The sequence below is a fragment of the Pseudomonas tehranensis genome (genome assembly GCF_014268615.1).
Taxonomy (GTDB): domain Bacteria; phylum Pseudomonadota; class Gammaproteobacteria; order Pseudomonadales; family Pseudomonadaceae; genus Aquipseudomonas; species Aquipseudomonas tehranensis.
The window spans coordinates 1-20,622 of sequence record NZ_JABWQV010000078.1 but is presented as its reverse complement, the minus strand read 5'-3'; the positions used below and the strand labels follow the sequence as shown (position 1 = coordinate 20,622).

The following is a 20,622-nucleotide window of genomic DNA, read 5'->3' as shown; positions in this document are numbered from 1 at the left end:
GCCATCGCGAGCAGGCTCGCTCCCACAGAGTGGCTCGGGCCATTGTGGGAGTGAGCCTGCTCGCGATGGGGGAGGTTCAGGTCGCGCAGATGCGGGCGGTTCTGTCCACCATCGCCACGATGGTCACAAAGAGTTCTTGTTTGGCCTCGTCGGCGCTGACTTCCCCGGTGGCAGCGGCATTGGACAGGGCTTCTGCCGCACCCAGCATCGCCCGCAGACTCGCCTGGGTGAGGGCCCGTGTACCGGCGAACGGTTCCAGGACGGCTCGGCACTTGGCCAGGAAAATCGCCTCATATTCGCGTTTGATGCGCTCCAGTTCTGGCGAACTTGTCAGCGCTGCAATGACCCCCGGGATCTCCCGGCCTTGCAGCAGGACGCATTCGACAAACGAAGAAGCAATCACCTCGGCGCGGCTTTGCAGTGTCGACTCGCTCGCTTCCAGGGCGGCGTCCATGAGCGCTGTCTGTCGGGCATCGAAATCCTGATAGAGCGCCGCCAACAGCCCGGGCCGAGTGGTGAAGTGGTCATACACGATGGGTTTGGTGACCCCCGCCTGTTCGGCGAGCCGGGCCAGGGTCAGCGCTTCGCTGCCCTCCTCTCGCACCAGCCGCCAGGCGACATCCAACAGCTGCCGTTGCCGATCCTCGCGAGACAAGCGTCGACGGGGAGCAGCAGAAGATCGCGAATTTTCATCAAGGCTTGACATGCTAACTTTACCAACCGTAACTTACTAAAGGTAACTTAACCAAGCATACCTGCTTGATACCGGTTATTGCCATGAGGAGTTTTGCCATGCACGCACTCATCGTTGTCGCTCACCACGATTCCCACTCCCTTACCCACGGCCTCGCCAAAAAAATCGCCCAAGGCCTGACCCAAGCCAATCCCGCCGATACGTTCGAGATCGCCGACCTGGCCGCCGAAGGCTTCGATCCGCGGTTCAGTTTCGCCGATCATGCGGTACACCACCGCGAAGCCTCACCGCCCATGGACGTTTTGGCCGAACAAGCCAGAATCGACCGCGCAGATGCGCTGGTGCTGGTGTATCCCATTTACTGGTGGTCGATGCCAGCCTTGCTCAAGGGGTGGATCGACCGGGTGTTTTCCAACGGCTGGGCGTTCGATTTCAGCCTCGATAAACCCTTTATCAAAAAATTGCAGCGTTTGCAGGTGCATCTGGTGGCCGTGGGCGGGGCTGATGAAGGTACGTTCCAGCGCCACGGTTATGGCCAGGCGATGACCGCGCAAATCGACCACGGTATCTTTGATTACTGCGGCGCCCGGGTGGTCAGTTCCAAGCGTTTGCTCGAATCGGAAACCCTCGAACCGGCGCTTCACCTGGACGCTGCCTATGCCATTGGCCGGCAGTTGTTCCAGGTTCGCGACGAGACTGCACCGGTTCAAGCAAGCACCGAGTGCGCCTGACCGCCATCAGAGCACGCTGCCCTTGGCGGCAGAGAGGACCTGATCACGCTTGTAGATATCCGGGATGTACACTGCCTGTCCCTGGCCGTCGGCTTGCACTGTCCAGTAGCCCAACAGAATCGGCACCGGCCTGGCCAACCTGAACTCATGAGTCAGCCCGCTGGCCAGCAGCGTGTCGGTGCGCAGACGTTCAGCCGGGCTCACCAGCCAGTCGCGCAACTGCATGGCCTGTTCGACTCGCACGCACCCCGAACTGAACGCCCGCGGTTCCTTGCTGAACAGTGACTGGCTTGGCGTGTCATGCAGGTACACGGAAAACGGGTTGGGAAAGCGGATCGCCATTTTACCCAGTGGGTTTTGTGGACCGGGGTCCTGGCGCAGCATGAGGCCGCCGGGATGCTCCCAATCGATGTCCTGGGCCAGTAACGGCAAGCCATCGCGATCGATCACCCTCAAGTTGTGTCGACTCAAGAACTCGGGGTCGCGACGAATCTCAGGCAGTTTGTCTTCGCGCATGATGGTCGGGGGGATGGTCCAGGTCGGGTTGAGGGTCAGTCGTGTCACCCGGGACTTGAGCAGGGGTGTTTCCCGGTCCGCGCGGCCCACTTGGGTGCGGGTTTGCCAGACCGGTGCGCCGTCCTGGTAGACCGTCAACCGGGCCGCCGCCACATTGACCAGTACGCTGTCCGCCTCCAGGTCCCGAGCCAGCCAGCGCATGCGCTCCAGATTGACGCGCAACTGCTCGCGCCGCATGAACGGGCTGATGTTCAGCTCCGTCACCGTCCAGGGCCCCACCACTCCATCGGCTTGCAGCGAATGATGAAGCTGGAAGCTTTTCATCGCCGCCACCAGGTCGGGGTTGTAGTGATCGTCGATGATCACGGGGGGTGCGCTGAAATAGCCTTCGCTGAACAATCGCTGGGCCAGGGCCGGCACGCGGGCGTCGCGCTTGTCCGGGTGCAACAACGGGCCGCCAGGCACCGGTTGCCATTCGGGCAAGGGTAGTTGCCGTTGCCGGGCGTAAAGTTCACGCAAGTTGCGATACAGCGCCAGGCGCGGTCGGGCCTGTTCAAAAGCTTCATTCAGGTCCTGCAGCCCCAGCCCGGCGATGGCCAGCACTACGGCCTGGCGATCCTGCGGCAGCGGGTCGGCCTTCCACACCGGCTCCAAACGGTCCTGGGGCAGGTAGCCGAAACGCAGCTCATACAGCGCTTGCAAGTAGCGCTGACTGATGGCGATGTCTACACAATGGGCGTTTTGGGCGGTTTCTTCTGCGGGCAAGCTGTAGCGTGCCGGGTCCAGTCCGTCGTCGGCCAGTTGCTGCAACTGTGCCTGCAACGCCATCCGCCGCTCATCGTCCGACCAGACGTCCTGGCCTGCGTTTTGCTCGTAGAACGCCTGCAAACTCATCATCGTCGGAAAGTCGACGGCTGCGGCCAGCTCGGGACAGTTGACCGACAGCTGGGCCAAGGTGGTTTGCACCAGGGCCGGATCGCTTTGCTCGGCTGTAGCGACCAATGGCGCAGTGAGCAACAAAAGGCTCAGGTAACATGCGGACTTTTTGAACAACTGCTTTACTCCAATCCATGGCCGTCCCGTTGACGGTCAACTTTGCGACAGGTACGACCCGCCATCATGCAAACAAACCAAATCGGACGGGATGCCGCAAACGAACACCACCGTGGGAATTTTCCATCTTCAGCCAGCCTCTTGCGCCGACTCTGCCTGGTCATCACCGGCCTTGGCGTCATGTGCAGCCCGGCGCTGGCCGACAAAGGAAATTCTCAGCCGCTTTACAACAGCCTCACCCACGCAGCGCCGGAACTCAATCCCCAGGCGCTTAAAAGTGCCTTGAGCGCCATGCAATGCGCTGTCGCCAACGGCGCTCGCCCAGCCCGTCACCTGGCGGTCATCGACTACTCGCAACCCTCCACGGCCCGGCGCCTGTGGATCTTCGACCTGCGCCAGAAGAAGCTGGTATTGCGCGACTTGGTGGCCCACGGGCAAAAATCCGGGGAAAACTTCGCCACACAGTTCTCCAATCGTCTGGGCAGTTTCCAGTCGAGCCTGGGGCTGTTTCGCACTCAGGAAAGTTATCAGGGCGCCCATGGATACTCGTTGCGCATGGATGGTCTGGAGCCGGGCTTCAATGACCTGGCCCGCGATCGCGCGATCGTGATCCACGCCGCCGATTATGTGAACCCGCTGTGGAGCGTGCGTCAGGGGCGCATCGGCCGCAGCCTGGGCTGCCCAGCCGTCCGCCCGCAAGTGGCGCGCAAGGTGATCGACAAACTTAAAGACGGGCAATTCATGTTTTCCTGGTACCCGGACCCAAGCTGGCTCAAGCGTTCGGCCTACCTCAACTGTCAACCGCAACAGGTTGCCAGTATTCTTGCGACCAGTGATGGCTAGGCCGCGCGCTTGTGGCGAGGGCGTTTGCTCCCTCGCCACAAGGTCACTGGGTGGTTAAAATGCCGGCCCTTCGAATTGCTGGCCTTTGCGATGAACCCTGAAGCCCTTCAAACCCTGCAGACCCATTTACTGACGGCCCTGACCTCGGTGCCGGAAGAAACCCGGCGCCTGTTCCATGGCCGCGGTCGCTGCTGGCCGGGGCTGGAGCAGATCACCGTCGACTGGCTGCAAGGGGTGGTGCTGGTTTCGTTGTTCAAGGCGCCTGGGCCTGCGCAGTTGGACGATCTGATGTCCATGCTGCTCGCCCTCACGGCCACACCGGCCTGGCGCCACAGCACGGCCCATACGCTGGCCGTGCAGCACCGTTATCTTCCCGACAGCACTACCCAGTGGCTGGTGGGCGAACCGGTCGAAGAATGGACGCTGATCGAAGGCGGCTTGCGTTACCGGATCGACCTGGGCAAGAAGCAGAACAACGGGCTTTTTCTCGATATGCGCTACGGCCGCGACTGGGTTCGAGCCAACGCCAGCGGCAAGCGAGTACTGAATCTGTTCGCCTACACCTGCGGTTTTTCGGTGGCCGCCATCGCCGGCGGTGCGCAGCATGTGGTCAACCTGGACATGTCGCGCGCGGCCCTGAGCCGTGGCCGCGACAATCATCGCATCAACGGCCACGACCTGAGTCAGGTACGTTTCCTTGGCCACGACTTGTTCAAGTCCTGGGGCAAGGTGATCAACAGTGGCCCCTACGACCTGGTCATCATCGATCCGCCCACCTTTCAGAAAGGCAGTTTCCTGCTGACCAAAGACTATCAGCGGGTACTGCGGCGCCTGCCGGAACTGCTCAGCGCCGGTGGCACGGTCCTGGCCTGCAGCAACGACCCGGCCACCGGCCCGGACTTTCTTATCGACGGTGTCACCCGTGAAGCGCCAGGCCTGAAATTCGTGGAACGCCTGGCCAATCCGCCGGAGTTTCCCGACACCGACGGGGAATGTGGCCTGAAGGCGTTGGTGTTTACCAACGCTCAGGCTACTGCGGACGCGACGACCACCAGGAGGTGACCATGCTCGAGGTGATCCGCCGTACCATGGCCTCGACTTCCCGGCTTTTGACCGAACGGTAGATGGCCATGGTGCGGCGCAACTGGTCTTCAGTGAGCATCACCGGCGTGCCTGCATTCCAGGCCACATCCGCCACCGCTTCGAGCCTCACGCGGTGCCACACGATCCCTTCGGGTTCCATGGCTGACTCCAGAGCACTGGGCAGATCAGTGTCCGGTTGCATCAGGTTGTCGCGCAACACCTGCGGCCACTGGGACGGATCCACAGGCTCGCTGAAGGCGTCCACCAGGTTATCCTCCACCGTATCCCAGATTGCCAGACCGTCGCCCCATTCGCGGGACATCAACCCCAGGTAGGGCCGCCAGGCCAATTCCCCTACCCGGGGCGTTTGATCATTGCTGTTGAAAGTGTCCTGGGCTTCGCAGAGCCAATTGATGAAACCCTCCCGGGTCATCGCCGCACGGCGCTGGGAAACCTCGGGAATGCGGCTGCTCAGCACCCGGTTCCAATAGTCGTAGTGGTTGCCGATGAAGCTTGCAAAAGGCTCGCCTTGCGATTCGAGACGCGCGCGCTGAACCGATTGGAACATGAGAAAGTGCAACTCCAGTTCGGCGACATCCGGCGTTTGCGGGTCCATGACCCGCCCTTGCAAGCGCATGCGCAACTGTCCCAGTTGCTGGTTGAAGTCGGTAATCCGGGCCGAGAGGTCGGCATAGATGTCCGGATAGCCGGTGTAATACTGCAAAATACCGGCAGCCCTTTGGCGATCCCCAAGGGCGAGCCCGCCCGGCGTGTCAGCATCGACGTCACTGATGGCCGCGCAGAACCAGTCGATGAACCGTCGCCCTCCGGCATCGTCGCGAGCCACTTCCAACGCCCGTTGCAGTCCTGTGAAGGTCTCCAGCCAATCGTCGACGGTATAGCGAAAGGACTGTGGGTCCAGTGCGCGCAGGATCCGGATCTGGCTACTGGGCAGCGGATTGTCTTCGAGCCACAACCCAAGTGTGTTGCTCGTCGGCATGCTGCCAAGCGCGGGAATCAGATCACCCTGGATGTCAGTGATGTGGTTGCCCTTGAGGTCGACGAAGAGGGGTTCGGATGAAGGCCGGGATATCAGGGTTAATGCCAGCGCCGGCACCCGATCGAGCTTCGCATTGGCCAGTTCCAGCGATTCCAGGGCCGCAAGTTCAGGTAAATCAGGTAATTCGCGGCAGTTGTTGCCGCTCAGACGCAGCTCCTTCAAGCCCGTGGCGGTGCGCAGAAAGGCACTGCCCTGCTGATCCAGCCGCAAGCCACAGCGGGCCAGATCCAGCCTCTGCAACCCCGGTAGCGCGGTAATGGTCTGTAGCTCTTCGGGGGTGAAATGCACGTTGTCGGACCATACCAGTTCATGCAGTGAAGGTAACTCACCCAGACGGCCGATGGCCGTCACCCTGTCGGCACTGCCCACCGCCCCGCCGCTCACCCCGGACAGGTTGAGTTCTTCTAGAAGGGGCGCGCGATCGGCCCCGAGCAAGGGCGCGAATACGTTCGCATCCATATTGAGCGGGTTCTTGCCCAATGACAGTTCCAGCAAGTGGCGAAACTCGCCGGTGGCCACGGGCACGGCGGTGAGGTTGTTGTCGTGCAGGCGCAACGTATCGACATTGGGGAACAGCCGCAGAAAATCCGAGGGGTCCTCATTCAAGCCCATATGAGCCAGCATCAGTTCCTCAATGTGCTCGAAACGCGCGCTCAGCGGCGGAAGCCGGCCGATGTGCCACCCTGACAGACGCAGAATCAACTCGCTGTCTTCCCTGGTCGGATCGGGTTCACGCCGCCAGGCTCGACGGATTTCCTTCGCCACCTCCTTGCGCAGAGCAATCAGGTCCTCGCGGTGATACTGGCTCTCGACAGGATGATGAATACCTTCGTGCACCTCCCACTGGCGCAGCCCTTCATCCAGCGTCGCCCATTCCTGGGTCAACCGAGTGACCAGATCGTCCAGGCTGATGCCTTCGCGCCCGGCCTGGTCGGTCAGGCTTCGTTGCAGTTCCGCGAGGGCCTCTCCGGCAGAGTGGGGATACAACCGCTCAAGACGCCTTTGCAGACTGCCATGCCAGCGCTGCAAGGGAAGCCTGCCACGCCCGCTTAGAGGATAACCGAAGGCCTTGTTCAACCATTGCGGGGCCGACCCGTCGCTGTCCAAGCGCTTGAGTCGCAAGTAAGCGCGCAGGCTCTGGCGGTCACCCAAGGCCATCTCCAGCAGTTCCTGGCGCAGCTTCTCCGCGTCCCAGATATTCAGGCCCAAGGCTTTGCGCGCCTCGTCCGGCATGGCCCTGAGCAGCGCTTGCTCCAGGTTCGAAGGCCCGGCCAGTTCACTGCCCTCTTCGTCAAAAGGCTGGTATTGCCAGCCTTCCTGGCGAATGACTTTCAAAGGCCCCTTTTCTCCCACCGTGAGCAGGTGCAGCTGCTCGGGCGACAACAGACGCAAGTGCAGTCGACCGCGCAAGCGCGTGATACTGCCAAGCAGCCCCATGACGATGCCATCCCGGTCGGCACTGCTTTCGCCACGCTCCAGGGCGCGCAAGGCACGGGTCAGGCGCAACTCGCTCAGGGCTTCTACACATTGCTTGCCCAGGCGCCCGATAACCCGGCCTTTAAGCAGGCGCAACCGGTCCTGGCCTTGAGCCAGATTGGCCAGTTCGTTAGCCATGGACTCCGGTAAGCCTGAGAAGGCACGCGCCACGGGAACAGCCAGCGGATCGAGCCCTGCGGGCCGGACCATGGCAGCGCTTACTTGCGTCCCATGGCGTTCCAGGTAATCGGACCAGCGCCTGGCCAATAACCGACTGCGCTCCACCGGGCGCAGGCCCAGGGAGCTTTGCCCCAGCAGTGTGCGCTGTTCATCCACGCTCAGCCCAGCCAGGATGCGATCCGCCCAGGCGTCTTGCGCCAGGTCTGCATCGTGCACGTCGAGAGCGCGCGAGGCGGCTGTGTCGCCTACCAAGTGGGTCTGTCCGCCGTCGTGGTAGCGCAACATCAAGTCCTTTGGCCAACCCGGCAGATCCACGAGGGCTTGCGTGATTTGAACAGGCACATGCCCAGGCGCTTCATCGCGGCGCAGACGCCCGATGGTCTGCTGCACCTTTTGCCAATTGCGCGCTTCACTCAGAGCGTCGGCAAATAGCGCCGGCAGCGGCTGTCCTTCCACTTGCAGATAACGCAGGTGCGCCTCGCTGATACCCACCTGCCGCTGCAGGGCAAGGATCGTATTGTCGTCCAGCTCGCCTGGCGTTTCGGCAAAGTCGCGCAACAGTTCCAGGTTGCTGCGCTGCAACGGGTTACGGTGCGCCCAGCGCCAGCCACGGGCGCGGCTCCATTCCAGCAAAGGCGTCACGCCTCGATGCCCGGCGGGCAGGCGCAAACCCAAGGCATCGGCGCTCCCTTGCACCTCGAAGTAACGGCCCTCAACCTGCACCCATGCCTGGTCCGTCGTGCGCCAGACGCCCCAGGCATCCTGCTCGGCCTCCATGGGGGGCCGGCGCCGGGCCTGGAACGGCGTGACATCGCCATTCCACAGGCGCGTCGTACCGTCCTGCATCGGCATGGGTTCAACTGCCCCGCCGATAAACCCAAGGTAGGCGCCTTGAGCGACGCCGAACAAGACGTTGAAAATGTGATCGATGCCTTCTTGCGCATGACCCTCGTTGAACGCCTGGATACCTTCGAAGAACTCATACACCAGGCGCACCCCGCCCACCGCCGCTGCGGCCATTCCAATCGGTGCGCAAAACGGGATGAAGCTGACGGCCAGCATCAACGAGCGCTCGACGAGGCTTTCCCAATACTCGAAGCGAGCCAGGAGCGCCTGCCAGTCTTGATTCTTGGTTGGGACCATCAGCGCCGAGGCATTGGCCAGGGTGTGGGTGCGCCATTCGTGATAGCGATCGTCCCAGTGATTTTCGCGCACATCGCTAAGATTCCAGGGCACGTGGGGCGCTGGCACCCGAATGCGTCGGGGGTTGCCATCCTCACCCAGCTCGCCCTCTCGCCAGCCGGTAATGCGAGCGTGGATTTCCTGAAAGAGATTGAGGTTGTCCTTTACCTCCCACTCCACCTGATCATGCAGGGCTTCGCCTAGCCGGGCCTGCAAGCGCATCGGAAGGTAACGCATCAGGCTCTGGCGGTAACTGCGTTTGCGCATCCGCTCGGTCAACTGAGCGGCCATGGCCTGCAAGCTGGGAAATTGCTTGATGGGCGCCACCACATCATGGGGCAGGTGCAAGACCACCGGGCGCACGCCTTTGGCATCTGCTGCCAGGCCCCAATACACCCGAGCGCCGAACAGCGGCGCCGACAGCACCTCCAGCGCCTTGACCTCACAAGCCAGAGGCGCCACGAGTCGATCTTCAAGCTGCACCCCGACATAAGCCAGCAATCGCTCACCCGTTTCGTCCAGGCGTCCATCCAGCTTCGCCTCGTAGGCGTCATAGGCGAGCTGGCTACGCGCGTAAGCCCTATAGGCCTTGGCGACGGCGGGAACCTCTCTGCCGATACGCGGCAGCCGTTGTTCAAGCAAGCGCTGATAAGCCCCGCCCACATCTACCTGTCGACAAAGCCGCGCGAAGCTGGCCGGGGTCGTGGGCAGCGCCGCCGTGGCTGACGGCGCCCCCCAACGGCTGAACTCTCCAGGCTTGCCCTTGATGAATAGCTCGCCTTTCTTATCGAACTCGCTGCCGACGGTCGCATCGGCGGGAGGGTAATTGCGCATGGCCGCTTCGACCACCGACAGCGAGGCACCGAAGGGATCGCGCTTGACCCGGGCCCGACGTACCGCACCCGCGACCCCGCCCGTGCCATTCATCGCCCCCCAGGCTTGTACCTGCGGCTGAGCCTGCAGCAGGTCGCGCGTAAAGGTATCGGGGGCTGGCAAGTCGATCATCAGCGCATTGAGGGTGTCACTGTCGCGCTGCAATTGCTGGGTGAGGACCTTGAAACGTTTCTGATGGGCCCGCGAAGCGCGTTTCAACCAGACGGGCAGCCTGGCGCGGATAAACTCGACATGGGTCTCGAGTGTGGACATGTTGGACCTCCTTCCTTGGGGGCGATTGAATACGTTGACGTGGTCGATGCTCTCCAAACCGATCGTTTTTTGAAACCGCGCAACCGTTGCAAGGGGTTGCTGGCGTCAGCGCAGCAAGCGCTTCGGCGCTACCTTCCCGCCGCGGCCTGCGTGCGCAGCAGATCAATGAACAACCCCAGCTCCCGGTTCACCGGCTCCCCCTTGCGCCGCAACAAGCCAAACGGCGCCATTTGCACGTCCAGCGCCACCGGCAGCGCTACCACCAAGCCCATTTTCAGGTAATCGCGCAAGGCGGTTTCCGAGAGCACCATGATCGCGTCGGTCAGTTGAATCAGCTGTTGCATGGAATACACCGAGCTGCATTCGATGATGTCTGCGGGCGTCGGCAGTGCAAGACGTTGCAGCGCTTGATCGAGGCCGATGCGCGCCGGGCTGGTTTCCGGCTGCAGGATCCACGGCCAGTCGCTGACCAGTTCGGCCAGGTCCAGTTTTTTGCGCCGGGCCAGGGGATGGCCGGCGTGAACCACCACCAGCAGTCGCTCATTGCCCAGTGGTTCGAAGTCGTAGTGCTCGCTGTCGGTGGCGGCGTTGCGCCGGGCGATGGCCAGGTCAATGCGGCCTTGCTCCAGCAACTGGATCACCTGGTCGCTGGTGTCGCCCATGATGCGGATCCGCAGCTGCGGATTGAGCGCCTTGATCCGGGCAATGGAGTCCATGACCAGGTCCGGCGCTGCTCCCATGATGGTGCCGATGGACAGGTAACCGTAACCGCCTTGCTGCCGGGCCAGCAGGTCTTCAGCGCAGCGGTCCAGGCCGCTGAGAGCCAACTCGGCGAAGCGAATCAGCTCCTGGCCCAGGGCAGTCGGACGCATGCCCCGGGGCAGTCGCTCGAACAGGTCGCAACCGAACATGTCCTCGATCTCGTGCAGCATCCGGGTCGCCGCCGGTTGCGACATGTTCAGGCTCTGGGACGCCCGGTGCAGGTTCTGGCTGGCGCTTAAGGCCACCAGCATGTGCAAGTGCTTGTAGCGCAGGCGGTTGAACAGACTGCGCGACAATACAGGATGAGTCATTGATAGGCCTCTGATTACCGATACCTTCAAGGTATCGATTGTTAGCGAGATTCGATTTGTAACGCATCAATCGCCCGCCGTACAGTCCAGCCCATAAGAACAAATACCTGCTAAAGGACTCCCGCGATGAAGACTCTTCCTGTGTCTGTGCTGGCCAAGATTTCCTGGCGCCTGCTGCCCTTCCTGCTGCTGATGTACATCATGGCTTTTCTCGACCGCGCCAACGTTGGCTTCGCCAAGCAAGCCTTCCAGGCCGACACCGGTATCGGCGACGCCGCATTCGCATTTGGTGCCGGCGTGTTCTTTGCCGGTTACGCGTTGCTGGAAGTGCCCAGCAACCTGATCCTTCACCGCGTCGGCGCGAAGCTGTGGATGTGCCGGATCATGGTCACCTGGGGCCTGGTGTCGGCGGCGATGGTCTTTGCCCACAACGAAACCAGTTTCTATGTGCTGCGCTTCCTGCTAGGCGTGGCCGAAGCCGGGTTCTTCCCCGGCGTGATTCTCTACCTCACCTACTGGTTCCCCTCGGCGGCCCGGGGCAAGGCCATGGGCTTCTTTTATTTCGGTGCACCACTGGCGTTCATATTCGGCAGCCCGCTATCAGGCCTGCTGTTGGAACTGGACGGTTTCGCCGGTGTTCACGGCTGGCAATGGCTGTTCGCCGTAGAAGGCCTGATGGCTTCGGCAGTGGGCGTATGGGCCTACTGGTACCTGGACAACCGCCCCGCCGACGCGAAATGGCTGACGGTTGAAGAGCGCCGCCAGGTCCAGGAGCTGCTTGATGCCGAGGACCAGCACAAACAATCCCATGGCCGCAGCCTGCTCAGCGTGTTGTGCCAGCCTTCGGTGCTGTACCTGTGCCTGATCTACCTGCTGATCCAGGCCAGCGTCTACGGCGTGGTGTTTTACCTGCCGACCCAAGTGGGCGGGTTGCTGGGCAGCAAGGTTGGCTTGATGGTGGGCCTGGTCACGGCCATTCCGTGGGTTTGTGCGCTGTGCGCGGCCTACCTGATTCCCGGTTACAGCGACCGCACTGGCCAGCGTCGCCGCACGGCTGCGTTGACCCTGTTGATGGCCGCCGCCGGGATCGCCTGCTCGGTGAGCGTTTCCAGCCCGCTGCTGGGCATCATCGCCCTCTGTTTTGCCGCTTCCGGTTTCATCGCCGTGCAGCCGGTGTTCTGGACCTTTCCCTCCAGTTACCTGGCTGGCAGTGCCGCTGCGGCAGGTATCGCGTTGATCAACTCCTTCGGCGCACTCGGCGGTTTCATTGCCCCGGTGCTGAAGAACTGGGCCGAAGGCGCCTTTCATTCCCCCGCGGCCGGCCTTTATTTGCTCGCCGCCACCACCGTCATCGCCGCGTTGCTGGTACTGGGCATCCACTCCCCCGGCCAACGCGCTTCGAACACACCGGCCACGGTTTAACTCAAGGAGCTGCACCATGGGTATCCCCACAATCAAACACGTTCGCGCCTTCGTCCTGCGAGGCGGCGGCGCGGATTATCACGATCAGGCGGACGGCCACTGGATCGACGATCACATCGCCACGCCGATGAGCAAATACCCACAGTACCGGCAGAGCCGCCGCAGCTTCGGTATCAACGTGCTTGGCACCCTGGTGGTAGAGATCGAGGCCAGCGACGGCACGGTCGGTTTTGCCGTGACCACCGGCGGCGAACCGGCGGCCTACATCGTAGAGAAGCATCTGGCGCGATTCGTCGAAGGTGCCCGGGTCACCGACATCGAAAAGATCTGGGACCAGATGTACCAATCGACGCTCTACTACGGTCGCAAAGGCCTGGTGATCAACACGATTTCTGGTGTGGATCTGGCGCTCTGGGACTTGCTGGGCAAGATCCGCCAGGAACCGGTGCATCAACTGCTCGGCGGCGCGGTGCGCGATGAGTTGCAGTTCTACGCCACCGGCGCCCGCCCCGACCTGGCGCAGAAAATGGGTTTCATCGGCGGCAAGATGCCTTTGCATCACGGCCCGGCCGAAGGCGAGGAAGGCCTGCGCAAGAATCTCGAGGCACTGGCGACGATGCGCGAACGGGTCGGTCCGGACTTCTGGTTGATGCTCGATTGCTGGATGAGCCTGGACCTCAACTACGCCACCAGACTTGCGGTCGGCGCCCATGAGCATGGCTTGAAATGGATCGAAGAGGCTCTGCCACCCGACGATTATTGGGGCTACGCGGCGCTGCGCAACAATGTACCCAAGGGCATGCTGGTAACCACCGGCGAGCACGAAGCCACCCGTTGGGGCTTTCGCATGCTGCTGGAAATGGGCTGCTGCGACATCATCCAGCCGGACGTCGGCTGGTGCGGCGGCCTCACCGAACTGGTGAAAATCTCGGCCCTGGCCGATGCCCATAACGCACTGGTCATCCCCCACGGTTCCTCGGTCTACAGCTATCACTTCGTCGCCACCCGGCATAACAGTCCGTTCGCCGAATTCCTGATGATGGCGCCCCAGGCGGATGAAGTGGTGCCGATGTTCCACCCGCAATTGCTGGGCGAGCCGGTACCGGTGCAAGGCCGCATGCGCCTGTCGGTCCTCGACCAGCCCGGCTTCGGCGTGGCGCTGAATCCTGAGTGCCAACTGCACCGGCCTTATCACCGCTAGAGGAGCCCACCATGAACATGCCTCACAACGCCTTCAAGGCCGCGCTCACCGCCAAGCATACGCAGTACGGCATCTGGGCCGGCTTCACCAGCGGTTACGCCGCCGAAATCGTCGCCGGCACCGGTTACGACTGGATGCTGATCGACGGCGAACACGCCCCCAACAGCGTGCCCAGCGTGCTCAACCAGCTCCAGGCCGTGGCGCCCTATGCCACCGCGCCAGTGGTGCGAGCGGTGACCGGCGATGCCAACCTGATCAAGCAACTGTTGGACGTCGGCGCCCAAACCCTGATGATTCCCATGGTCGAGACCGCTGAACAGGCTCAGGCCCTGGTGCGCGCCATGCGTTATCCACCCCACGGCATTCGTGGTGTGGGCGGTGGCCTGACCCGCGCGACCCGCTGGGACGGCGTCGCCAACTACCTCACCACAGCCCATCAAGAGCTGTGCCTGATCGTCCAGGTGGAGTCACGCACTGGGGTGGAAAACGTCGAAGCCATCGCCGCGGTCGAGGGTGTGGACGCGGTGTTCATCGGCCCCGCCGACCTGTCCATCGGCCTTGGTCATGCAGGCAATCCTGGCCACCCCGAGGTCCAGGCGCGCATCCAATACGCCGTGAACGCCACCCTCGCCGCCGGCAAGGCCTGCGGCATCCTCGCGCCCAACGAAGAAGACGCCCGCCGTTATCAGGGCTGGGGCTGCCAGTTCATTGCCGTGGCCATCGACATCAGCCTGCTGCGCCAGAGTGCCATTGCCACCCTCGCCCGCTACCGTGAACCCGCCGCCGTTCAAGCACCGTCGCGCACTTATTGAAGGACACCGCCATGTCATCCATTCCTGTATTCCAGAATTTCATCAACGGCCAGTTCACCCACAGCGAGGCGCACCTGGAGGTGTTCAACCCCGCAACCGGCGCTTTGCTGTCCCGGGTTCCGGCTTCCAGCGCCGCCAACGTCGATCAGGCCCTGGCTGCCGCCCGCGCCGCGCAGAAAGACTGGGCGGCCAAACCGGCTATCGAACGCGCCGGACACCTGCGCCGCATCGCCGCCAAACTGCGGGAAAACGTCACCCACCTGGCACGCACCATCACCCTGGAGCAAGGCAAGATCAGCGCCCTGGCCGAGGTGGAGGTGAATTTCACCGCTGACTACCTCGACTATATGGCCGAATGGGCCCGACGCATCGAAGGCGAGATCATCACCAGCGACCGGCCCGGTGAAAACATCTTTCTGTTCCGCAAGCCCCTGGGCGTGGTGGCCGGGATCCTGCCGTGGAACTTTCCGTTCTTCCTGATCGCTCGCAAGATGGCCCCGGCGTTGTTGACCGGCAACACCATCGTCATCAAGCCCAGCGAAGAAACCCCGAACAACTGCTTCGAATTTGCCCGACTGGTGGCCGAAACCGACCTGCCACCCGGCGTGTTCAATGTTGTATGCGGCGACGGCCAGGTCGGCGCAGCCTTGAGCGCTCACCAAGGCGTGGACATGATCAGCTTCACCGGCAGCGTCGACACCGGCTCACGGATCATGATGGCGGCGGCACCGAACATTACCAAACTCAACCTGGAACTGGGCGGCAAGGCCCCGGCCATAGTGCTGGCGGACGCCGATCTGGCGCTGGCGGTGAAAGCCATTCGCGACTCACGGATTATCAATACCGGGCAAGTCTGCAACTGTGCCGAACGTGTCTACGTTGAGCGCAAGGTCGCCGATCAATTCATCGAACGCATCAGCGCGGCGATGTCCGCCACCCGCTACGGCGACCCGATCGCCGAAGCCGACGTGGAAATGGGTCCACTGATCAACCGTCAGGGCCTGGACAGTGTTGAACGCAAGGTGCGAACCGCCCTCAGCCAAGGCGCCAGCCTGGTCAGCGGCGGCCGCGTGGCGGATCGTCCCCAGGGCTTTCACTTTCAACCCACAGTCCTGGCCGGTTGCAACGCCTCGATGGACATCATGCGTGAGGAAATCTTCGGTCCCGTGCTGCCGATCCAGATCATTGACGACCTGGACGAGGCCATCGCCCTGGCCAATGACTGCGACTACGGCCTGACCTCTTCGGTCTACACCCGCGACCTGAGCCGGGCCATGCACGCCATTCGTGGCCTGGACTTTGGCGAGACCTACGTCAACCGCGAAAACTTCGAAGCCATGCAGGGCTTCCATGCCGGCGTGCGTAAGTCCGGGGTGGGAGGAGCCGATGGCAAGCACGGCTTGTACGAGTACACCCATACCCATGCGGTGTACTTGCAAAGCTGACCTGCGATAGACCGAGGCGTGGCGAAACGCTGCCTTTGGGTGGGCGCTTCGCCCCTCTCGTCAGCGGCTCAGACCACCAACGTCAACCACGCCGACATCAGCAACAACACCGCCATGACTCGATTGAACCGGCCCATGGCCACGGCGCTGCGGCAGAATCTGGCAGCACCGAGGCCCAGATAGGCCCACACGGTCATGCACGGAATGGAAATCGCGAAGAACGCCAGGGACAGCCAGAGCACCCGCACGGTGCGGTCGGCCTCGGTGCCGGCGAAAACGCTGACCACCGCCAATGCCATCATCCAGGTCTTGGGATTGACCAACTGCAAAGCGGCCGCCCCTGTCAAGCCAAGTCGTGGGCCCTCAATGCGGCGCTCGGGGTCAATGGCCTGGGCCGGCGTGCTGAATATTTGCCAGGCCATCCAGCTCAGCCAGGCAATTCCAGCCCATGACAGCAACGTCTGAATCGTCGCATGACGGGCCAGCACATCCCCCAATCCCGTGCCGACCAACAACACCAACAAGGCTGCGGCGGCGCAGGCGCCGAGGATGATCGGCCAGGTGGTTGCCAGGCCAAAGCGCGAGCTGTGGCTCAGCACCAGGATATTGGTCGGGCCCGGGGTAATGGAGGCGACAAAGGCGAACAAGGCAAACGGCAGCAACTGGTCCATGGAGCAACATCTCGGTGAATGATCGTAGCCTGATCATCCCCACCCAACCGCGCTCAGTCTGGAACGTTTGAGCAACGCTTGCGGTAGTCCGCCGGGCTCAGGCGATAGGCACGCTGGAACCAGCGACCCAAATGACTCTGGTCGGCAAACCCGAGTATCGCCGCCACCGCCACCGCGCTTTCGCCACGGGCCAGCAAGCGCCGGGCCCGGGCCAGACGCAACTGGATCAGATAGGCATGGGGGGCGAGACCGAACGCAGCCTTGAAGGCGCGGGTCAGGCGAAAACGATCCACCCCGGTGACCCGTGCCAGGTCATCCAGCCCGATGTCTTCACTCAGATGACTGTGCAGGTAATCACGGGCCTGCTGCGCCACCAATGGCAAGCGCGGATCGGGATTGATCCGCGCACGCCAGTGCAGATGCTGGGTCAGGTTAGCCAGCAAGGCGTCGAGGGTCGTCTGACGGACGATGCGGATCTCCTGCTGGTGCAGGCTCTGGAACGCCAGCGCCGTGGCGCTCGCCAGCCGCGCATCGTCAGCCAGGGTGGCGGCAAATCCCAGCTGTGCATTATCCGGAGCCACGTCGAACAACGACCGCAACTCGCGCTCCAGCCACTGTGGCTCGAGGTACAACGTGCGATAGGTGAAACCACTGGCGTGGGGCGCGTTGCCGTCATGCAACTCGCCAGGCTCGAGCAGAAACACCTTGCCTGGCGTGCTGTTGTGCTGCTGGCGGCGACAATGGAACTGCTGCACGCCCTGCTCGGTCACGCCCACCAGATAGGCGTCGTGCCAATGGGGATCGTAGGCATGCCCCTCGAAATGCGCGCGCACGGTCTCGATGCCGGACGTGGCGTCCTGCTTGAGATCGATCCAGTTGCGCGGCGTCATGGGCGGTCCCGTTTTTGTGTATCTGCCCGAGCAGGTTAACCGCTGGCGCCAGAGGTGTCTGGAAGATTTGTGCAGTTTTTTTCATAGGAAGGAAAACAAATGGATCCATTAGAGGGCGCCAACCGTCAGCAAAGCCGCCAAAAATATTGACAACGGAAATAGTTAAGAGAGTTAATGGATCCATAAGCACAACAATGTCCGTACGGAGATCCGTCATGTACCCCAAGAACACCTGGTATGTCGCCTGCACCCCTGATGAACTCGCTGACAAACCGCTGGGCCGCCAGATATGCGGTGAGAAAATGGTTTTTTACCGCGGTCATGAAGGCCAAGTTGTCGCTGTGGAAGATTTCTGCCCCCACCGCGGCGCCCCGCTCTCTTTGGGCTATGTCGAAAACGGTAACCTGGTGTGCGGCTATCACGGCCTGGTGATGGGGGGCGACGGCAAGACTGTGGAAATGCCGGGGCAACGGGTGCGGGGTTTCCCATGCAACAAGACCTTTGCGGTGCAGGAGCGCTATGGGTTTATCTGGGTCTGGCCCGGCGACCAGGCCTTGGCTGACCCGACGCTGATTCATCATCTTGAATGGGCCGAAAGTGACGAGTGGGCTTACGGCGGCGGCCTGTTCCATATCCAGTGCGATTACCGCCTGATGATCGACAACCTGATGGACCTGACTCACGAAACCTACGTGCACGCCTCCAGCATCGGCCAGAAGGAAATCGACGAGGCGCCGCCGGTGACCACGGTCGAAGGTGACGAAGTGGTCACCGCCCGGCATATGGAAAACATCATGGCCCCGCCTTTCTGGCGCATGGCCTTGCGGGGCAACAACCTGGCCGACGACGTGCCGGTGGACCGCTGGCAGATCTGCCGTTTCACCCCGCCCAGCCATGTGCTGATCGAAGTTGGCGTGGCCCATGCCGGCAAGGGCGGGTATCACGCCGCGCCGCAGTTCAAGGCGTCCAGCATCGTGGTGGACTTCATTACCCCGGAAACCGAGACATCCATCTGGTACTTCTGGGGCATGGCCCGACACTTCCAGCCGCAGGACGAAGCGCTGACCGCCAGCATTCGCGAGGGACAGGGCAAGATTTTCAGCGAAGACCTGGAGATGCTCGAGCGTCAGCAACGCAACTTGCTGGATCACCCACAACGCAGCCTGCTCAAGCTCAATATCGATGCCGGCGGCGTGCAGTCGCGTCGGGTGCTGGACCGTTTGATTGCCCGCGAGCGCGAGCCGCAAGCGGGATTGATTGCCAGCACCCATCAGGGGGAGCAACGAGCATGATTGAAGTCCAGGTCACGGCGCGGCACAACGAAGCCCAAGACATCTGCAGCTACGAGCTGACGAGTGTCGACGGCCAGCCTTTACCGGCGTTCACCGCCGGTGCCCATATCGACGTACACCTACCCAACGGCATGATTCGTCAGTATTCGCTGTGCAATCATCCCGAGGAACGGCATCGCTACCTCATCGGGGTGCTCAAGGATGTGGCGTCTCGAGGCGGTTCGCGCAATTTGCATGAACAGATTCTGCCTGGCGCGCGCCTGCTGATCAGTGAACCGCGCAACTTGTTCCCCCTCGCCCCAGAGGCCCGACGCAGCTTGCTGTTTGCCGGAGGCATCGGGATCACGCCAATCCTGTGCATGGCCGAACAGCTGGCCCAGAGCGGTGCGGCGTTCGAGCTGCATTACTGCGCCCGCTCCAGGGAGCGGGCAGCGTTTGTCGAACGCTTGCGCCGGTCACCCTATGCCGATCGAGTGTTCCTGCATTTTGATGAAGAACCCGAGACCATGCTGGACGCCGCTCGAGTGCTGGCCGCGCCTGGTGACAATCTGCACCTTTATGTGTGCGGCCCCGGCGGTTTTATGCAGCATGTACTCGATACCGCCAGGGCCCTGGGCTGGCAGGAAACCTGTGTGCACCGCGAGTATTTCGCCGCAGCGCCCACCGACACCCGCGCGGATGGCAGCTTCTCGGTGAAAGTCGCCAGCAGCGGCCAGGTCTTCGAAGTACCCGCCGACCGAAGCGTGGTCCAGGTGCTGGAAAGTCACGGCATCGAGATTCCGATTTCCTGCGAACAGGGCGTGTGTGGCACCTGCCTGACGCGTGTGCTGGAAGGTGTGCCGGAGCACCGGGACATGTTTTTGACCGAGGCTGAACAGGCTTGCAACGACCAGTTCACGCCGTGCTGCTCCCGCTCGAAGACGCCACTTCTGGTGTTGGATATCTGACCCAAAACGCAGTGGCCAAAGCCTGTGAGAGCACAGTTTTGCTCCCACAGGCGTATGCGTGCTCACTGCGACCGAACAATCACCTTCATCCGCTCATCAGCCAACGTCGAGCCGAACACCTCGGCATAACGCAAAGTCGCATTGGCATGTTCGCGCATGATTGCCTCGGCGCGGGCGCCCTGGCGATGGATCAGCGCATCGAACACTGAGTGGTGCTGCATGTGGGCGTAGTTGAAGCGGCGAAACTCGCCGGCCATGTTCTGGCGATCCACCGCCAGGGCGGTGACTGAGGCAAATGGCAGGTGATCGTTGCGCGCCAGGGCATCGGCAATCGCCGGGTTATGGCTGCCCTCGACGATCACCTGATGAAAGCGCATGTTCAAGTCGTGATAGACCTCAAGGTCGTCCTCGGTTACATAGCCCTTGGCAAACAGTTCGTCGCCCTGCACCAGGCACTGTTCAAGTGCCGCTCGCCCCTCTTCGGATAAGCCACGCTCGGCCGTTTGCCGCGCGGCCAGGCCTTCGAGCACACCACGCACTTCCACGGCCCCGGCGATTTCCTCGGCACTGACCGAGCGCACCTGGAATCCGCGACCACCGAAGCGCACCAGCAGCCCTTCCTGCTCCAGGGTACGAAACGCCATGCGCACCGGCATTCGCGAAACACCGAACAACTCAGCCGTGGGAATTTCCATCAAGCGCTCACCACCCGCCAGCTCGCCTGAGGCGATCATCCTGCGCAATGCGACCAGCACCGTTTGGCCAGGCTTACTCATCCAGGTTCTTCCAGAGAAAACAGAGTCGCCATAGTAGAAGGCTTGGGACGGGGTGTCACGACGGGGGCAGGCCAATCGAAGAAGAATCAGGCTCAGGAAAGTCCTGTGGGAGCAAGGCTTGCCCGCGAT

The 20,622-nt window shown here is 62.2% G+C and carries 16 protein-coding genes; 9 read left to right on the top strand and 7 right to left on the bottom strand.

All coding sequences use genetic code 11. The features are described 5' to 3' along the window. Positions 1–76: 76 nt before the first annotated feature. Entirely contained in the window at positions 77–706 is a 630-nt protein-coding gene (locus HU811_RS13855) for a TetR/AcrR family transcriptional regulator (protein WP_186656433.1), read from the bottom strand. A gap of 86 nt (positions 707–792) precedes the next feature. On the opposite strand from HU811_RS13855, the gene HU811_RS13850 reads away from it, so the two are divergent. Continuing rightward, positions 793–1,425, top strand: a complete 633-nt coding sequence (locus HU811_RS13850; RefSeq protein ID WP_186656430.1) for an NAD(P)H-dependent oxidoreductase — start codon at positions 793–795, stop codon at positions 1,423–1,425. A 6-nt stretch (positions 1,426–1,431) separates the two neighbouring features. Here the strand turns inward: HU811_RS13850 and HU811_RS13845 are convergent, their stop codons facing one another. Continuing rightward, positions 1,432–2,994: a L,D-transpeptidase family protein gene (locus HU811_RS13845; protein ID WP_186656428.1), complete on the bottom strand. Its 1,563-nt coding sequence runs from the start codon at positions 2,992–2,994 to the stop codon at positions 1,432–1,434. A gap of 180 nt (positions 2,995–3,174) precedes the next feature. Between HU811_RS13845 and HU811_RS13840 the strand changes: the two genes are divergently transcribed. After that, positions 3,175–3,837 carry a murein L,D-transpeptidase catalytic domain family protein gene (locus tag HU811_RS13840; protein ID WP_092398578.1) on the top strand — a complete coding sequence of 221 codons (663 nt, stop codon included), beginning with the start codon at positions 3,175–3,177 and terminating at the stop codon, positions 3,835–3,837. 90 nt (positions 3,838–3,927) lie between these two features. Then, complete coding sequence (locus tag HU811_RS13835) at positions 3,928–4,899, top strand: class I SAM-dependent methyltransferase (RefSeq protein ID WP_186656425.1); 972 nt, start codon at positions 3,928–3,930, stop codon at positions 4,897–4,899. On the opposite strand, the gene HU811_RS13830 is transcribed toward HU811_RS13835, so the two are convergent. Then, complete coding sequence (locus HU811_RS13830; RefSeq protein ID WP_186656422.1) at positions 4,868–9,964, bottom strand: dermonecrotic toxin domain-containing protein; 5,097 nt, start codon at positions 9,962–9,964, stop codon at positions 4,868–4,870. The genes HU811_RS13835 and HU811_RS13830 overlap by 32 nt on opposite strands. Positions 9,965–10,092: 128 nt before the next feature. Continuing rightward, complete coding sequence (locus tag HU811_RS13825; RefSeq protein WP_186656420.1) at positions 10,093–11,037, bottom strand: LysR family transcriptional regulator; 945 nt, start codon at positions 11,035–11,037, stop codon at positions 10,093–10,095. Positions 11,038–11,163: 126 nt separating this feature from the next. On the opposite strand from HU811_RS13825, the gene HU811_RS13820 reads away from it, so the two are divergent. The 4 genes from HU811_RS13820 to aldA are packed head-to-tail and all read left to right on the top strand — an operon-like array spanning position 11,164 to position 15,917. Beyond that, positions 11,164–12,459 carry an MFS transporter gene (locus tag HU811_RS13820; RefSeq protein ID WP_092397970.1) on the top strand — a complete coding sequence of 432 codons (1,296 nt, stop codon included), beginning with the start codon at positions 11,164–11,166 and terminating at the stop codon, positions 12,457–12,459. A gap of 16 nt (positions 12,460–12,475) precedes the next feature. Next, positions 12,476–13,660 (top strand): L-rhamnonate dehydratase, encoded by a 1,185-nt coding sequence (rhmD, locus tag HU811_RS13815; protein WP_092397968.1) that lies wholly within the window; start codon positions 12,476–12,478, stop codon positions 13,658–13,660. 11 nt (positions 13,661–13,671) lie between these two features. Continuing rightward, on the top strand, positions 13,672–14,472 hold the full coding sequence (locus HU811_RS13810; protein WP_186656418.1) for an aldolase/citrate lyase family protein: 801 nt from the start codon (positions 13,672–13,674) through the stop codon (positions 14,470–14,472). Between the two features lie 11 nt (positions 14,473–14,483). Further along, the gene (gene aldA / locus HU811_RS13805) at positions 14,484–15,917 is read left to right on the top strand and encodes an aldehyde dehydrogenase (RefSeq protein WP_186656416.1); all 1,434 of its coding nucleotides are present in this window, start codon (positions 14,484–14,486) and stop codon (positions 15,915–15,917) included. A gap of 68 nt (positions 15,918–15,985) precedes the next feature. On the opposite strand, the gene HU811_RS13800 is transcribed toward aldA, so the two are convergent. Beyond that, positions 15,986–16,588, bottom strand: a complete 603-nt coding sequence (locus tag HU811_RS13800) for a LysE family translocator (RefSeq protein ID WP_092453284.1) — start codon at positions 16,586–16,588, stop codon at positions 15,986–15,988. 53 nt (positions 16,589–16,641) lie between these two features. Further along, positions 16,642–17,478 (bottom strand): AraC family transcriptional regulator, encoded by an 837-nt coding sequence (locus HU811_RS13795; protein ID WP_092397960.1) that lies wholly within the window; start codon positions 17,476–17,478, stop codon positions 16,642–16,644. Between the two features lie 215 nt (positions 17,479–17,693). Here HU811_RS13795 and HU811_RS13790 point away from each other — a divergent pair, with 215 nt between their 5' ends. After that, a complete protein-coding gene (locus HU811_RS13790; protein WP_186656414.1) occupies positions 17,694–18,770 on the top strand; it encodes a Rieske 2Fe-2S domain-containing protein in 1,077 nt (358 codons plus the stop codon). After that, the gene (locus HU811_RS13785; protein ID WP_186656412.1) at positions 18,767–19,717 is read left to right on the top strand and encodes a PDR/VanB family oxidoreductase; all 951 of its coding nucleotides are present in this window, start codon (positions 18,767–18,769) and stop codon (positions 19,715–19,717) included. Before HU811_RS13790 ends, HU811_RS13785 begins: the two co-directional genes overlap by 4 nt. A gap of 62 nt (positions 19,718–19,779) precedes the next feature. On the opposite strand, the gene HU811_RS13780 is transcribed toward HU811_RS13785, so the two are convergent. Then, positions 19,780–20,493, bottom strand: a complete 714-nt coding sequence (locus HU811_RS13780) for a GntR family transcriptional regulator (protein ID WP_047226532.1) — start codon at positions 20,491–20,493, stop codon at positions 19,780–19,782. Positions 20,494–20,622: the final 129 nt, after the last annotated feature.

What these genes read in the sequence shown, in the direction of transcription:
- HU811_RS13855 (WP_186656433.1), bottom strand. Translation starts at nt 706, where the DNA reads ATGTCAAGCCTTGATGAAAATTCGCGATCTTCTGCTGCTCCCCGTCGA.
- HU811_RS13850 (WP_186656430.1), top strand. Translation starts at nt 793, where the DNA reads ATGCACGCACTCATCGTTGTCGCTCACCACGATTCCCACTCCCTTACC.
- HU811_RS13840 (WP_092398578.1), top strand. Translation starts at nt 3,175, where the DNA reads ATGTGCAGCCCGGCGCTGGCCGACAAAGGAAATTCTCAGCCGCTTTAC.
- HU811_RS13835 (WP_186656425.1), top strand. Translation starts at nt 3,928, where the DNA reads ATGAACCCTGAAGCCCTTCAAACCCTGCAGACCCATTTACTGACGGCC.
- HU811_RS13830 (WP_186656422.1), bottom strand. Translation starts at nt 9,964, where the DNA reads ATGTCCACACTCGAGACCCATGTCGAGTTTATCCGCGCCAGGCTGCCC.
- HU811_RS13825 (WP_186656420.1), bottom strand. Translation starts at nt 11,037, where the DNA reads ATGACTCATCCTGTATTGTCGCGCAGTCTGTTCAACCGCCTGCGCTAC.
- HU811_RS13820 (WP_092397970.1), top strand. Translation starts at nt 11,164, where the DNA reads ATGAAGACTCTTCCTGTGTCTGTGCTGGCCAAGATTTCCTGGCGCCTG.
- rhmD (WP_092397968.1), top strand. Translation starts at nt 12,476, where the DNA reads ATGGGTATCCCCACAATCAAACACGTTCGCGCCTTCGTCCTGCGAGGC.
- HU811_RS13810 (WP_186656418.1), top strand. Translation starts at nt 13,672, where the DNA reads ATGAACATGCCTCACAACGCCTTCAAGGCCGCGCTCACCGCCAAGCAT.
- aldA (WP_186656416.1), top strand. Translation starts at nt 14,484, where the DNA reads ATGTCATCCATTCCTGTATTCCAGAATTTCATCAACGGCCAGTTCACC.
- HU811_RS13800 (WP_092453284.1), bottom strand. Translation starts at nt 16,588, where the DNA reads ATGGACCAGTTGCTGCCGTTTGCCTTGTTCGCCTTTGTCGCCTCCATT.
- HU811_RS13795 (WP_092397960.1), bottom strand. Translation starts at nt 17,478, where the DNA reads ATGACGCCGCGCAACTGGATCGATCTCAAGCAGGACGCCACGTCCGGC.
- HU811_RS13790 (WP_186656414.1), top strand. Translation starts at nt 17,694, where the DNA reads ATGTACCCCAAGAACACCTGGTATGTCGCCTGCACCCCTGATGAACTC.
- HU811_RS13785 (WP_186656412.1), top strand. Translation starts at nt 18,767, where the DNA reads ATGATTGAAGTCCAGGTCACGGCGCGGCACAACGAAGCCCAAGACATC.
- HU811_RS13780 (WP_047226532.1), bottom strand. Translation starts at nt 20,493, where the DNA reads ATGAGTAAGCCTGGCCAAACGGTGCTGGTCGCATTGCGCAGGATGATC.